The organism is Actinomadura sp. GC306, assembly GCF_004348665.1.
Lineage (GTDB): Bacteria > Actinomycetota > Actinomycetes > Streptosporangiales > Streptosporangiaceae > Spirillospora.
Window position 1 is genome coordinate 1 of record NZ_SMKM01000172.1, and the last position, 14,475, is coordinate 14,475.

Consider the following 14,475-nt stretch of genomic DNA (forward strand, 5'->3'; position numbering starts at 1 on the left):
CCCATTCAGAAGGCATTCCAGCCTCGGAATGCTGAGTCCGGTGGATTACGAGGAACGACACCGAACCTCGAACACGACCACCTGACCCATCTCACCCCAGCTGTCCGTGCTACGGGGGGAACCTCACTCCCGATCGGCCTTCACCCAGTTATGCAGCGTGTAGGGGTTGATCCCCAGCTCCCGTGCGACCTGCGCAACTGGCTTGTCGGTCTCCTTGACGATCCGCACGGCTCCCTCACGGTTCTGCTGGGCACACGGAATGGGCTCAGTCAGGCCGGTCCTGGCCAACACCGGATAGTAGCTAGCGCCATCGAATGGGCACGCCTCAGACTCGACAACCGGCGTAGTGCCACACCCAGCCCATGTGCACGATGAAACCGAGGTATTGGGGTATGGGAAGGAAGAAGCGATCACGGGCGAGACGGAATCTGCACCGGCGCTCGGCGACACCCAGCAGGAGTACGCGCAACAAACCCCCGCAGCCATCCAGATTCAAGCGTGCCCTGACATCCACTAGTGCCAAGGTGGGACTTGGCGTTGGAGTGCTGCTAGCCGCGATACTGACGGCCGTGGGAACAGTCGTAGGCACAAAAGCAATTGAAAAGCTACCAGTCGTTGGGAAGGAGCCATCGAAACCCAAGATCGCCGTGCGTGCCTACAAGGGCTCTGCCTGCGGTGGGATAGTGGTGCCCAATAAGACTATCACCCAGCTTGGTACGCCTCCGGAGCAGTATGAGTCTGACGCAGACTTCCCTGCCTGGGTTGCTAAGAAAAGTGCGACGCCCTCAGTGGAGCTTGTTGATCTGACCGTGCAGGGGAACTCGGGCACGGCAGTTGTGATTGACAAGATCGAAGTCGAGATCGTGAAGCGGCGCCCGGCACCCTCGGGAGTTGTGGTGGGATTGCCATGCGGGGAACCTTTTACGATCAACTTCGCGCGCATTAACCTAGACCGACAGCCCGTAAGGGTCGACCCCTCCCTCCCAAAGCCGGAAGAGATGGTCAACGGGGTTGTGCCTGACAGGCAGTACGCTAAGGTGAAGTTTCCTTACCAGGTCACCGCGGGTAAGGCTGATCAGTTCGCGCTTCTGGCGACAACTTCTCGGTGTAGTTGTGAATGGGTGCTTAAGGTCAAATGGAGTTCGGACGGAGCGGTCGGCGAAAGCATTATCAAGGATAACGGTAAGCCGTTCCTCACTACTTCTCCGGCCCGGATGCAGCGGTACACCTTCTATAGTGGTGGCTCGTGGGAGGCTTTTCCAATCACAAATGCGGGCTGACCATACACTACTTCGCCCACGGCACAGTCTCCGTGTCCGTCACCCATTTATTTATGAGCTGCAGCCTTGGCAGGTACTGACCTTGGTAGTCCAGCAACCGCAAGATGACAAGCTCCAGGTAGTGCATGCCGAGCCGCCACGCTTGCTTCATCTCATCGTCCGTTGGCCACTCAAGCTTTGCCAGCTTCTTCGGCGGGTGCACAAGATTGTTGCGGAGCGTGGTGAGAAGATCAGGGCCGGCTTCGTCTGGCTGGTTGTTGAAGGCTGCCCGCCGTGCTTCGAGCGCGGTAAAGCTGCTTGGCATGTCAATCGAGATGTTTGCCCATTGCAGCAGCAGCCGCAGCATGTGCGCCGCGTTCAGCTTGCCGACGGCGTCAGTAGTCAGCCACTGCTGTGTCTGTAGGACCGCCCACCCCACTAGTTCCAGGCCAGAGGCGACGACGGGAATGCGTACATCGAGCGGTTGAGTGCCGTTGGCAGTCAGGTTGAGATTGATCGCGCGGTCTGCAACCTTCTCCATCGTTGGGTCAGCGGCGAGCTGCGTGAAGCCGCGGGCCAGCTCTGGCAGCGCATCGTTCACGAGATGATCTGGGCACCAGCGCCACTGCCCGGTTCCGATACGCGGCGTTTCCCATGTTGCCCACACCACGCGGCCGGTGCTGTCGAGGCCAGCAGTCGCGCCAAGTTCGACTTCACGCCCAGCGATGAAGCTCAGAAGCAAGAAGAGTCGCCGCTGTAGCTGACCAGCATCTTCGCTCGTGACAGGCAGATTCTGTGGAACCGCCTCGATGACGAACGGGAACTCCTCACCTTCCCGCCACTCGTCGGCGGCAGCCAGGCGCAGCTTCCAGCTGGGCAGCTCAAACGCCAACTGCCCCTGCTCCTCTGCGTCGGTTTGGCAGACTGGGAACAACTGGTCGCTCAGCCTGCCGCTCACATGGATGAGCAGCCAGTGCACGTTTGAGATATCGCCTGCTTCGAGAGTGCTGATGCGGAACAGACGATCAGCCCAGTACTTCAAATGCTCAGGGCGAGCTGGGAGCTCCGATCTGGTGGGCGGGTCAAGTGAGGCTCCGGCAAGCGGCTCGATGGTGGCAACGTCGGTGCCCCACTTGAGGTGAAACAGCCACTGCTCATCGCTTGCGAGGTGCGCGTAGAAGCCTGGCCGTGGAGCGAAGCGGAACTCAAGATCGCCCCTGGCTTGATATGTGGTGCCCTTGTGGTCAGTAACCGATAGATCTCCGGCGTACAGCCGAACGACTCCATCCGCCGCAGGACGGTACAGCGGGCGGATGTAGGGAGGAGCTGAGTTCGCCGACGGACTGCTCTGCCCGGTCACAATCATTTCACCCTTGAGAGTCGCAGCAGGAAGACTACGTATGATATGCGTCGCAGTTTCGATCTGGTGGTAGACCTCGCGAGATTTCATTCATCATTACCCCGCCACCAAGGCAGCGTAGCAACCTCGCTCCGTTCACGCATGGCTACAAGGTGCTTCGCGAAGGCTTCCTTGTGCTCCTCGACACTCAATGAGGGCTTCCCGAACTTTGCATACTGCGTTCGCCAGGCAAATGGATCGGTACCGATCAGCGCCCGAGGATGCAGATCGTATAGATGTTCTGCGGTGAGCGCGAAATGAAGCCGACCATCTGCGTGAGGATTCCTTCTCCAGTTATCGCCACAGGCTTCAGATGAGTCCAGAGTCGCTACGAACGTGAACGAAGCATCAAGCCGCGCAGCGAGGCCGGCAAGCTTCTCAAGCTCCTCGGCTACCAACCCCGCAGCCCGAGTCTTGCACTCCCCGACAGCGATACTGCCGTCAGCGAGCAGCAACAGGACGTCGGCTTCGCCAAAGATCCTGCTTGAGCCTCGCTCCATGAAGTTGACGCCTGGGTATCCACCGAAGATCGGGCCGATGCCACCAAAGTGCTGTCTGAACAGCTCAGCGAAGAACCGTTGAGCAAGTACATGTACTAGGGCGTCCGTACTCATGAGCCGCAGGAGAAGTTCACTCGCCCGGTAAGCGAACGGCAGGTGGTCGTAGCCGAATGGTCGTTTGATCGGGTTACCGCAGCCACGGCAGGTGATCGGAGGAGAAAGCTCGGCAAGGGGATGCCATGCCCTTCCCTTGCACCGGGGACAACTCACGCCCGCGCCACGCAAGATAAGCCCATGGGTATCGGCCCAGTCGAGCCATGCTTTCGTTGCGCCGTCGCCGCCGAAATATTTCTTGATTCTGCCGAAAGTCAACTCGACCTGATCGAACTCATCTGGCACACCCGCATCTTGGCGCAGCATCTCTTCGATACGTGTCAGGCGATCTCGTCCTTCTGGTGACTGTTCGGAGTCATCCTTGAGGAGTGTCCTCAACTTTCGTTTCCAGTAACCGGAGCCTCGGCGCTCACAGAGGGCAACTAGAAGTTCTTGGACGTTGGGAGAAAGCAGGGGATAAAGTTGAGGGAATCCGATGTCCTTGAGGACGCTCTCCGCGATAACACCCGGCTCGCTAGGAGCGCAGTCCGCGTTTTGGTCCTGCGCCGCAGCGTGCATTACATCCAGGCCGGTTATATAAGAGATCTCAACAAACTCGCGCCGCCTGGAGACCTTTCTGACAACTCCTCTGTGATACCGCGGGTCAGCCAGCAGCGCTTGGCGCATCGTGCGGCTTGGAGGAAGATCCCATTGCTCAGGGATGATCGTAAGGTCAAGGTTGACGCCATGGCTGGTCAGAAGACCGGTGCCGAACCACTGATGTTCCGACGGGCTGAGAGATGGAACGCGCGTATGCCCTGAAGTAAAGTTGGCCGTCTCTTGTGTCCAGTATCCACACCCCCAACTTGGCTGAAGGACCTCCCGGTAGTCGGCAGCGTAGTAGAGGCCGCCAGCCTTTTCGGCGAGAGCTTGCAACTTCTCGCGGGATACACTGGCGCTGACCAGGAAACAAGTTCCCCCGCCATGAAGTTGCCAGGCTTTCATGGCAAACTCGCGCCGCCAATGACTGAGTGCGTGGGCTACGTCAGTCGTTACCGGGACCGCCAGCGGGAATCCTGGAAAGAACGCGTGAGCGGCACGGAGTTGCCACAGCAGGCAAAGATCCTCAACACTGCCCGGCTCATACACCACGACGACGTTGGGGCCGACTTTGAGCGCCTGCTCTCGTCGGAACGGAAGTAGCCGGTCACCTGCAAGCGATTGGTCGATTGGTGCCGGAGCTACAGATAGGCCGACACACGACAGCTGCCTAGCCGTAAGCTGCTGTCCTCGAAGGCTCTCCAGCAGATGTTCGGGACCAAGAGTCTGATCGGTGGACGCAGCAAGTTTGACCACATCACTGAAGGTAAGCCCATCTCTGAGACCCAAGAATTCGAGATCCTTCACTTCGAATTCTTGTTGCAGCAGGCCCCAAATTCCGAGATACGCCAGGTACCAGGGATTGTCCGGATCAAGCGCATTGACATCCAAAATCTCTAGGCTTGGTACGCGCTGTTCTGGCAAACGCACAAGGACACTCAGCAGGTTTGAGAAGCCATCGCCATCGCGCCACATCCCGCCGTACTCTGCGCGGTAATCCTTGGGGACAGGAAGAACGCCCCTTGTGTGGACCTCCGCTGTGTTGGAATCAGCAAGCAGATCCTTCCAGGGGGCCGCCAGCGATTCGGCGCCTTGAGCAACTGGAAGGATGGGGCTGCAGGCGCCGCCCCAGTCACTACATGCATGCTGCACTGCGGCGACTGCGTCAGCCCAATCTTCAGCATGAACCAGACGTGCCACAGCTTGCGGGCTGATGACCCGCGTTATGGCGGTCGGGCCCTCTAGCGGCTCAGGGGTCAGAAGATCATGCGGCGTAATCACTCGTACACCCTAAGCCTACGGGCTCCTAGTACGGCAGTCCGAGAACGTGATCTGGTCATCGTCGGGCAAGGCGGGTTCGTTGATGAAACCAGCGGGCGCGGGCTTGATGACGTCGTCGCCAGATATGCCAGTCCAGATGGTGCTTCAGGCTGTGCCGGCCGCGGGTGAGTAGATTGACCAGGCGTTTCACCTCGGCGACGGTCAGCGGGATCAGCCCGGGATCGGCGGGTGGGAGGTCATCGGGGTTGGTGGGTGGTGGCGCCGTGCTGCCGGTGGTGGTGCGGGTCTGGGCGGCGGTGACGGCGCAGACGGCCAGGGCGGCCATGGCCAGCACGAGGTGCCGAAGCAGCGCCGGGTACGTTCTGACCTGCGAATGGTCCAGCCCGAACGCGTCCTTTGCGGTCTGGAAATCTTCCTCCACAGGCCACCTGCGCCCGGCGACCGAGATCAGGGTCCGCAACGTCACCGGCCGCCCCTCGGGCACAAAGCACACGTAGAAGGCCACCTCGCGGACGCCTTTGGCGTTCGGGACCAGACTGCGGCGGATCAGCAGGTGGCGGCGGGGGTGCGCGGTGCCGATCCACGCCCACGCATAGCGGCGTTCGCCTTTGGATCCGGCCCCGCAGGAGTCGATGACCCAGTCGGAGGCGATCAGCGTTTTCAGCGCCTGATCGGCACGGGCCGTGGCGTGCCCGGTGAAGGCGATCGGGGTGGACTTGGAGATGCCCAGCACATAACCGGTGTCGGCCGCCTCCAGCCAGGTGCGCAGGCCCGGGTGGGCGCCGTACACCTCGTCGCCGGTCACCCACGGCGGCAGCCTGCCCTCGGCCTGCAGGTCGGCCAGGAGCTGGCGGCCCAGCTCGGGCTTGGTCGCAAAGACCACCTCCTCGGGCACCCCGGCCTGCGCCCGGCGGTCAGGGTCGGCGGCCTGCTCGGCGGGCAGATACAGGCGGGCGCCGATCAGTGCGTGCCCGGCCTTGGTAGCGAAACTGCAGTACACGACGTTGATGGCGTTGGAGATCCGGCCCGCGCAGCCGACGTACTGGCGCTTGACGCCGATGGTGGCCGAGCCCTTCCTCTCCTGCCCGGACTCGTCCAGGATCGCGACCGCGTCACCATCGTCCAGCCGCTCGCATACGAAACCGCGAACGGCGGCCATCGCCCCCATGGTGTCCCACTTCGCGCGTTCTAGCAGGTGCTGCATCTTGCCGGGTGTGGGGTCTCCCGCATGCTCGGCGATCGCCCAGCAGTTCTTTCGCGGTAGATCGCACATCAACGCCCGTACATACTTCTTCGCCTGAACCCGCGGCTCCCACCTGCGGAAATACCCGGCCATGGCGGCCGTCAGGTCATCGAGGTGCCTGCCGGCCGCCCCAGCCTCTACCATGGCGGCAGCAGCCGCCCCAAGATCGTTGATCGTCACACATCAAGATCACAGGGCGGCTGTTCTGCGTTACGGGCAGGCACTCTCCGCACAGGTCACGTTCTCGGACTGCCGTACATGTCGGCTCGTTGTCTGCTCGGCGGTTTCGAAACGGATCGACACCACGCGACAGAGGGTGGCACGGGTATACCTCTGGATGCGGACAGATTGGTACAATGCAACACTGAGAGCGCTGCTCTGATACGAGAGCTCCGCTTTTAATCCGTAGGCTGTGGGTTCGAGTCCCACGCGACCCGCCACCCCTGACCAGGGCAAACATGCCCTGGGGGACCTGCGGGCGATCGTGCCTGGGGCCGACCTGAGGCCACCCTGGGGCCTGCCCACGCCGCGCACTTCGGCATCTATCTGCGCCCTCCCAGGGCACGGAATGCAGGCACGCCTACGGCCCGCACCACCCGGACCGGGACCGGTGCGCCAGCGGTATTTCGTTAGTCCTTTCGCAGATCGCCGGACAAGAACGGGGAGCGGAAGCTCACGATCACGCCGCCAACGCCGCGGGCCGCGGACGGACCCGGCTCGCTGGCCGGGCACGGGTACGCGGCCGCACGGGCTCGGGACGCTCGCTGGTCCTTCGGCGTCGCACCAGACAGACCGGCCCGGGTGTGGCTCGCCACCCGGCCGCCACGGCGCTCCGCAGTCCGGCGGCGTCGGCGCGTGGTGCCCGGCACCACGCCCCGCGGCCTGCAGCAGGTACGCGGCGGTCTTCTCCGCGGCGGTGTGCGCACCTCGGGCAGCACCGAGGTGTAGGTGTCAGCGGTCAGCACGATGCTGGAATGCCCCAGCATCTCCTGCACCACCCGCAACTCCACCCCCGCCGCCAGCGCCAAAGTGGCCGCGCCGTGGCGAAGGTCGTGCAGCCGGATCGGCGGCACCCCGGTTTCGGCGATAAGCCTTTGGAAAGTGTGGGTAAGAGTGGTGGGGGCGATCGGGGTGCCGTTGCGGTTGGTGAACACATACCCGCTGTAGACGTGGCCGTCGCCGTAGGCGTCCGCCTCTGCCAGCTGCCGGGAGCGGTGCGCACGCAGCGCCACGACCGTGGTGCGGTCCAGCGCGATTACCCGGGTGCTGTGCGCGGTCTTGGGCGGGCCCACCGTCAATCGCCCGTCCCGGCGCTGCAGCTGGCGGCAGATGACCGCGGTGCCCTCGTCCAGGTCGATATCGCACCACCGCAGCCCCGCCGCCTCACCACGCCGCAGCCCACGCAACGCAATCACGTGATAGGCCGTGTACAGGCGGTGCTCGGTGATCGCATCCAGGAACTGCGCGGTCTGCGCCGCGGTCCACACCGCCACCGCGGGCCGCTCACCCGTCTTGCGCCAGTGCTGCACCCGGGTGGCGGTCCACACCACCGCCCGCGGGCGCCGGGTCGGCGGCAACGCCACCAGCGAGGCCGGGTTCTCCTCCACCAGCCCGGCCCGCAACGCGGCGTTGAGCGCCGCACGCAACGTGGCGCGGATCCGATCCAGCGTCGCGGCCGACAACCGCCGCCCCGCGTTCTTGTGTTCACGGGTGATGACCTGGAACATCTCCTCCACGTGTGCGACCGACACCTCGGCCAGCAGCAGGTGGCCCAGCAACGGGTCCAGGTACCGGCGGACGTGATCGGCGTACCCGGCCACCGTGGACGGCGCACCCTGGTGGTTCTCCAGCCACCGCCGCAGCCACTCGGCCACCGTCAGCGGGCCCCCGGCAGGGCCACGCAGCCGTACCAACGCCGCTTCGGCCGCCCTGCGGGTCGGGTAACCACCTCGGCGGACGCGGCGTCGGCGACCGTCCATATCGGACCCGAGTTCGAGTCGCAGGTACCAACTGCCGTGACTGCGCTCAGCCGCCAGACGCGGGCACCTTCCACCCATCGCGCGGCCGCTGTAGGGGTCCTGGCAGCCGCATCGCCGGTACACACCACCGGCACTCCTCGCTCTACCCATGAGGCCAGGGTGCGTGCCGCAGGTGTACCGCAGCCATCACAGCGAGCAGCAGGCTGTCCTTACCGGCTGGGTTGAAGCCCGTCATCAAAGCCGGGGCAGCTCAGGGGGTGATGTGCTTCTGGATCTGGTCAGCCGTTCGCCGGAAGGGTTATGGGGAGGAGTCGCTTGATCGGGAGGCCGTAGTCGGATGCTGCCCTCGCTGCCTGTCGCCGGAACGGGTCGCCCTTCAGTCGGGATGACAGGACCAGCCCTGCCTGCATGAGCAAGATGGGGAGCCAGATGACGTCGGCGCGTTCGCCTTCGCGGGGCTTGGCGTCGGTTCGGATGGCCCAGAGTCCGTTGCCGAGATCTTCGGTGTAGGCGTCGGCCGTGTAGGCGCTGGCGTGGGTGTAGTCGCACAGGTGCCGGTAGACGACGTACATGTCTTCTTCGCCGAACCGGGCGGTGAGCTGGTTGAACTTCTGGAACTGCTTCAGGAGCAGCTTAAGGCGCGCGATCCCGGGATCGGCTCCCGGCTGGGAGAGATCAGGGCCCGGTGGGGTGCCGATGTCGACTGGGTCGAGCACGGGCCAGCGGCGCTTGCCAGTGTCCTTGTCTGTCAGTTCGTCGAGCAGGACCTTTCGCTTGTTCCAGGTGGCGAAGTCCAGGACCGTCAGTCCGTCGTCGCCCTCTGCGGCGAGCCAGAGCATGGCGTAGACGTGTTCGACGATGGAGCGGTAGGTAGGTGTAGTCGTGATCGTGCGGCCGGCGTCAACGCGATCGAGGAAGTCTTCAGCCAGGGCGTTGACGTGCCGCCACCAGCCGGCGAGTGCGCGGACGATGGCGGTGTTCTCGACCGGGAGTTCCAGGCCCTTGGCCATCAGCGCGTCGCCATCGGCAATCAGCCTGCGGGCGATCGGCAGGGCGCGGCGGCTGGTCTTGGTGTTGTTTCCGAACTCGTAGGTCACGTGATCAACGGTACTGGCGTCGAGGTCAGCGGTGTTAGCAGACTTCCCCTCACGGTAGTCGCGCAGAGACTGTCAGTGCCGGAGGGTAGCGTCGAGCCATGACCACCCATCGCGGAAGTCCGGGCCTCTTGCGCTCCTTCTCGCTAAGGGATTACCCCGGCTACGGCCGGTATCCCTTCAACGTCCCGCTGCTCTCAGCGATGACGGGCCCGATCGAATTCTCTCCGCTGACCGTCATCACCGGGCCGAACGGTGTTGGCAAGACCGCGCTCCTTCAGGCGCTCGCCCTTCTTGCTGGCCTGCCAGCGTTGGGTGGTAGCGAACAGTTCCCCCGTCGCTCGTCGCCAGTCGACGACTTGGCCGACCTTGCCACACTGTCGTTCACGCCGCCTCGGCCGCGCCACGGCTTCCATCTGACCTCAGCGATCCACCACTTGGAGGAGGAACTGGACCGTCAGGCGGCCGCTGACCCCGATTTCCTCGATGCCTACGGCGGCCAGCGGTTGTCTGAGCTGTCGAGCGGACAAAAAGCCCTCGCCGTGATGACCCACCGATTCCGCCCAGGCGGTCTCTACCTTCTCGATGAACCCGAAGCACATCTCCACCCCGAACGGCTACGCACGTTGGCCAATGAGATCAACCGACAGGTCGCCGAGGGCTCGCAGTTCATCATCGTCGCCCACAGTGTGTTGCTCGTGACCGCTCTCGACACGCCCACCATCTTGGAAGCCGACGACACTGGCGTTCTCCGCCATGTAGGGGTGCGCGAATCTCACCTCTACGCGAGTGCGATGGCAACTCTGGGGCCTTCTCCCTGAGTGACTGTTCAGCAGTTCGGTGAGCGCGGTTTCAGGTGGTTGAGGGCAGCCCAGGGGTTTCCGCTGGTGAGGCGGGTGAGGGCTTCCAGGAGGCCGAGACTGAGGTTCCACCCGTTGCACGGACACTGATGTTGCCCCGGTTTCACGGACTCGAGCCCGTGCCCGTAAAACGGGGCAATATCAACTTGTCCGCCGAACAGGGGGAAGCTCAAACGGAATCCGCAGCAGGGCTCGCAGTGCGGTGTGACGGGAGACCGGCATTCCCAGGACGGAGAGCAGACGGGCACGGGCCCGGCCAGCTAACTCTCGTGCCACCGCCCCGACCTGAACGGTCAGCCGGACAGTTCGTCGCTGATACCGCTCCAGCAGCCCGGCAAGCTGCTCCCGGAACGTTCGCGGGGGGCACCGCCAGTCACGGCACGCAAGCCACCGCATGCGCACATCTGTCGGCGTACAGGTTCGAGTGCAGGAGCAGGTACGGCTAGACGTACCGAGGCGGTCGTACCGTCCACCGGAGCGGCCGGTTCGGCCAGGGGCGGGAGCCCGTACGCTGACCCGCGAATCGGGCAGGCTTCTCGCCTGCCCCTGCAGCCCGATGAGGGCTCCCGAAGGGTTCCCTGGCCGAACCCGGCCGCGCTTGTTGGTCATCTGCCTCTGTACGTTTATCCGTACTTCGCACTGCGCGTTTAGCAGTACGCCGACAACATCCAGCACGACCGGCCGTCCATCGACGGGAACATCGGCCACGGTCCGCTCACACCACCCATGGACATGGGCGGTCTCGACCGCGCACTCCGGGCAAGGCACCGGCACCCTCCGGCTGCGGGCCCGCACCCGAATCAGCTCGCCCTCGTCCGTCACATCCCCGATGACCAGGCCAGACAGGCCCGAGAACACCACCCCGACAAGCCTGTCGCCCTCGATCACCCCTCAGCGTGACGGGCTGACACCCTCCGCTACCACCGAAACTGCGACAGAGCCGAAAACCGTACAGTCCCTCGCGCGTCACACCTCATGGCCCGCTGTGGATCAGCGGAGCCCAGAGTTCAGGTCGATCGTGGTAATTGGCACGCAGTTCGCGCGTGGCCTGGTTCAGTGCTAGGGCAGCGTTGGACGCGGTGGGGTTGCTTGGCAGTGCCTGATAAAAAGCCCGGGCGGCCTCGACGGCGATACCATCGGCCAGCGGCCAGAGACTTGCGATGACGTGACGGAAGCCGGCGAGATGGAACGCCGAAGCTAGGTTGATGGATTCTTCGATGTGATCCGGACTGCGGTCAGCCGTCGAACAGGCGGACAGGTAGGCCAACTCGGCGTGAGCGAGGTCGAGCCGGACGATCTCCGGGATAGTCAGCGTTCCGTCGTGCAACCGTAGTCCTCCAGTAGATGGCGCAGAGTGATCGGCGCGAGCGTGGCAAGCGAAGTGCGTCCAGGTGGCTTCGGGCAGCGCGGCCAAGACTTCGGCGGTAGTGGCCTCTCGGTTGACTAGCCACGTCCCGCTGGGATGCTTCCTGTGCAGCTCGTGTGCTTCACAGATGGTGCCGAGCAGGTCGGGTAGTCCGGGTGTGCGGGCGAGTGCAACCGTGAGCTGGCGCCGGATGGTCGTGGGAGGCTGGGCGCGGGTATGCGCCAGGACCCGAAGCGTCGGTGTGTATGACGAAACGATGGCGTCCAGCGCGTCAGGCTGCCCAGGGCGGCCCGCAGCGTGCAACGGAAACAGCCCGAGCAGGCCGATCGGCAGCCACCACACGCGGCGGGGGTGTCCCTGGGAGGCGGGGAGGGCTTTGATCACCCTGCTCACGATGGTGTCCCAGAGCCAGCCTAGGATCGCTTGGAGCGGGATGTGTTCTTGCTTTCCGGTCGAGCGAATGGCCCGTAGGAGTGCTTGTGCATAGCCCTTGACCTCACTGATGGCGAGGTCATCCAGCTCGACGTGCACGGGGTCACGGTCGGCGCTGATCAGGATGGCGTCGGAGCGTTGCGACGCCGCGTTGACCAGCACGACCGTGCCGCCGACTGCGGCTGGCTGAAGATCAGCTAGGCGCGGCGGAAGCAGGAAGCGATCGAAGCGGGGATGGGTGCGAATCTGGCTGACCAGCTGGTCGTGCCTGGTCCACAGGCTGGTTCGGTCGCCGGCCCCACTGGGGGAATTCAGCAGCTCCCGGAGCTGACGAATGGGTCCCGCAAGTTCAGGCAACTGCTCGTCGAGGTCGCTGAGGTCAGTACGTGACTCCAGTTGTGCGGCTAGCAGAATCCCGCGGCCCAGTTCGCTGATTTCCACCGCGCCGACCACGTCTCCGGTCCCGCAATGCGCGGCGATGGCCTCGACCGCCAAGCCGAGGTGGTTGCCGAGCCGGGACTCCCGATCGCCCCAGTCGGCATCCTTCACGGGGACGATCGGCAGCAGACGCACCGCAGGATCCAGCACCGTCACGGCGGTCGCGTGCTCGCCCATCGCCTGCGCGAGCATCCCCACCTCGAGACCGGCCCTGGCACGGGCCTGCGGCGACGCGGCGGTCGCCGCTGCCAGCCGACGCGCGAGCGTGTGCAACGTCTGCTGGTCCACGCCTAGCCCGCCCGCTTCCCACCACAGCCTGTAAGCCTTGCCGAGATGCGACAGCAGAAGGGACAGCTCCGGCCTGCCATCCAGCGTGGCCGCTGCCGCCTGTCCTATGTAGGAAATCCCTTGTTTCAGGTCAGTGTGCCGGTGGTGTTGTGCGAAGCGATCCATCAGTGCCACGCCGAGGTTCGCCAGCCGGAGCGGCCGACCGCGATGTCCCTCAGGTGTCGTTTCAACGGCACGCTGGAGAAACAACACCGCCTGATCCAGATCACCGGGCGCCGCGGTGAGTTCGAAGCGCTCCTGCAGCGCGGCCCCGAGGTTGTTCAGTCGTACGGCCAACCGCCAGTGATCCGCAGGAGTCGCGGCTACCGCCTGCTTGAGCAGGCCGATCGACCGATCGAGGTCGCTTTTCGATTTGTATCGCTGGAAACGGCGCTGGTAGATGCGACCCGCGTTGGCGAGGACTGCGGGCCGATCACCGGGTGGCCCGTTTGTATCCGACAGCGCCTTCTCCAAGAGCATGATCGCCCGATCTAGATCCGAGGCCGATCCAGAATATTCGTGGCGTTGAAGGTAGGCCAACCCGAGATTCGAGCAAATCGTTGCCCACTCGGAGATTTCCGGTAGTGCCGTCGCATGCGCCTGCTCACCGCAGTCGACTGCGTACTCCAAGTCTTCAGACAGGCCATGATACGCGAAACGTTCCCGGTATACCAGGCCGAGATCAGACAGTCGCTTCGGATATTTGGTGGAGATGGCAGTGGAATTGGTGGCTGCGGCGGCGAGTTCGAAATATGTGATTGCCAGCTCGAGGGCGTCCTCTTCTTCGCCGTTTTGGTGTCGCCGCAAGTATTGCAATCCGAGATCAGACAACTCGCCACCCGGCAGCGACAGTCGCGACCGCCAGTCATCCTCCGGCAGATGGGCGAACGGCCAGGCACGCAGCCGTGGCGAGGTGCGTGCTCGTGCCTTACCCGCGCAGCGAGGACACCCGGCGAACGAGTGGCCAACGTGGCGGGCGCATTTCCGGCAAAAGTCCACGCCCGCTTCCGCGAGCGTGTCCGGCGCTTGAAGATGACCGAGGTAGGCTGCACGCGCAAGCTGGATCAGCCCATCTTCCCCCCAGCCTAGCCACCGCAGGACCATTCCCAGAGCATTCCGCCCGTCTCGGTGCTCGGGGTCGATGTACACACAGCGCGCCAACGGCAGGATTGCACCTCCGATTTCACCGGATTCGACGAGGCTAGCACCTAATAGAAAATGACCGTTCGACTCGTACGGACAAAGCAGGACTGCAACCTCGAACGCCTGCGCTGCTCGTGGATAGTCCTTCTGCTCAAAGAAGAACTTCCTACCCATCTCATAAAAATCTTCGCCTGTGCCAATGGAGATCATAGAGAGCCTATATCCGCCGATCGATCTCGCGCCGATACGACCTGGCGATTATGCGATTCAAGCAAATCGCACAGATCAGCCAAAATTTCCCATCGCGGGGCGGAGACAGCGGAGCGTTATCAATTGAGGTTTTGCCAGCAAGAATGATCCGGACAGTGGCTACTTCTCGGACATGATCGAGCATGTTCGGGAAGACTCGCGGACAGACGGGACCGGCCGGAAACGGGACGTGGAGCCCCGGTAGAAGAGGT

Annotated in this window: 9 protein-coding genes and 3 pseudogenes; 3 read left to right on the forward strand and 9 right to left on the reverse strand. The window is 63.6% G+C overall.

Annotated features, from left to right (window positions below):
* Positions 1–132 precede the first annotated feature (132 nt).
* Positions 133–273, reverse strand: a pseudogene (locus E1200_RS21975) (transposase); the annotation flags it as partial.
* 91 nt (positions 274–364) lie between these two features.
* Here E1200_RS21975 and E1200_RS33875 point away from each other — a divergent pair.
* Together E1200_RS33875 and E1200_RS21980 are read left to right on the forward strand one after the other, a co-directional pair.
* Positions 365–517, forward strand: a complete 153-nt coding sequence (locus E1200_RS33875; protein WP_165950408.1) for a hypothetical protein — start codon at positions 365–367, stop codon at positions 515–517.
* A gap of 52 nt (positions 518–569) precedes the next feature.
* Positions 570–1,280: a hypothetical protein gene (locus E1200_RS21980; RefSeq protein WP_131953945.1), complete on the forward strand. Its 711-nt coding sequence runs from the start codon at positions 570–572 to the stop codon at positions 1,278–1,280.
* A 7-nt stretch (positions 1,281–1,287) separates the two neighbouring features.
* Here E1200_RS21980 and E1200_RS21985 read toward each other — a convergent pair whose 3' ends face one another.
* The 5 genes from E1200_RS21985 to E1200_RS22005 form a co-directional block, all read right to left on the reverse strand.
* The gene (locus tag E1200_RS21985) at positions 1,288–2,709 is read right to left on the reverse strand and encodes a hypothetical protein (protein WP_131953946.1); all 1,422 of its coding nucleotides are present in this window, start codon (positions 2,707–2,709) and stop codon (positions 1,288–1,290) included.
* On the reverse strand, positions 2,706–5,132 hold the full coding sequence (locus E1200_RS21990) for a hypothetical protein (RefSeq protein WP_131953947.1): 2,427 nt from the start codon (positions 5,130–5,132) through the stop codon (positions 2,706–2,708). The genes E1200_RS21985 and E1200_RS21990 overlap by 4 nt, the downstream gene beginning before the upstream one ends.
* Before the next feature lie 55 nt (positions 5,133–5,187).
* Complete coding sequence (locus tag E1200_RS21995) at positions 5,188–6,555, reverse strand: IS701 family transposase (protein WP_207933489.1); 1,368 nt, start codon at positions 6,553–6,555, stop codon at positions 5,188–5,190.
* Between the two features lie 449 nt (positions 6,556–7,004).
* On the reverse strand, positions 7,005–8,249 hold the full coding sequence (locus E1200_RS22000; RefSeq protein WP_131953948.1) for a site-specific integrase: 1,245 nt from the start codon (positions 8,247–8,249) through the stop codon (positions 7,005–7,007).
* A 383-nt stretch (positions 8,250–8,632) separates the two neighbouring features.
* Positions 8,633–9,451, reverse strand: coding sequence for a hypothetical protein (locus E1200_RS22005; RefSeq protein WP_131953949.1), 819 nt, complete (start codon positions 9,449–9,451; stop codon positions 8,633–8,635).
* A gap of 98 nt (positions 9,452–9,549) precedes the next feature.
* Between E1200_RS22005 and E1200_RS22010 the strand changes: the two genes are divergently transcribed.
* On the forward strand, positions 9,550–10,269 hold the full coding sequence (locus E1200_RS22010) for an AAA family ATPase (RefSeq protein WP_131953950.1): 720 nt from the start codon (positions 9,550–9,552) through the stop codon (positions 10,267–10,269).
* Between the two features lie 216 nt (positions 10,270–10,485).
* On the opposite strand, the pseudogene E1200_RS34915 reads toward E1200_RS22010, so the two are convergent.
* The 3 genes and pseudogenes from E1200_RS34915 to E1200_RS22020 form a co-directional block, all read right to left on the reverse strand.
* A pseudogene (locus E1200_RS34915) lies at positions 10,486–10,662 on the reverse strand (ISL3 family transposase); the annotation flags it as partial.
* A 309-nt stretch (positions 10,663–10,971) separates the two neighbouring features.
* Positions 10,972–11,166: pseudogene (locus E1200_RS34920) on the reverse strand (transposase family protein); the annotation flags it as partial.
* Positions 11,167–11,281: 115 nt separating this feature from the next.
* Entirely contained in the window at positions 11,282–14,224 is a 2,943-nt protein-coding gene (locus E1200_RS22020; protein ID WP_131953952.1) for a CHAT domain-containing protein, read from the reverse strand.
* Between the last annotated feature and the right edge of the window lie 251 nt (positions 14,225–14,475).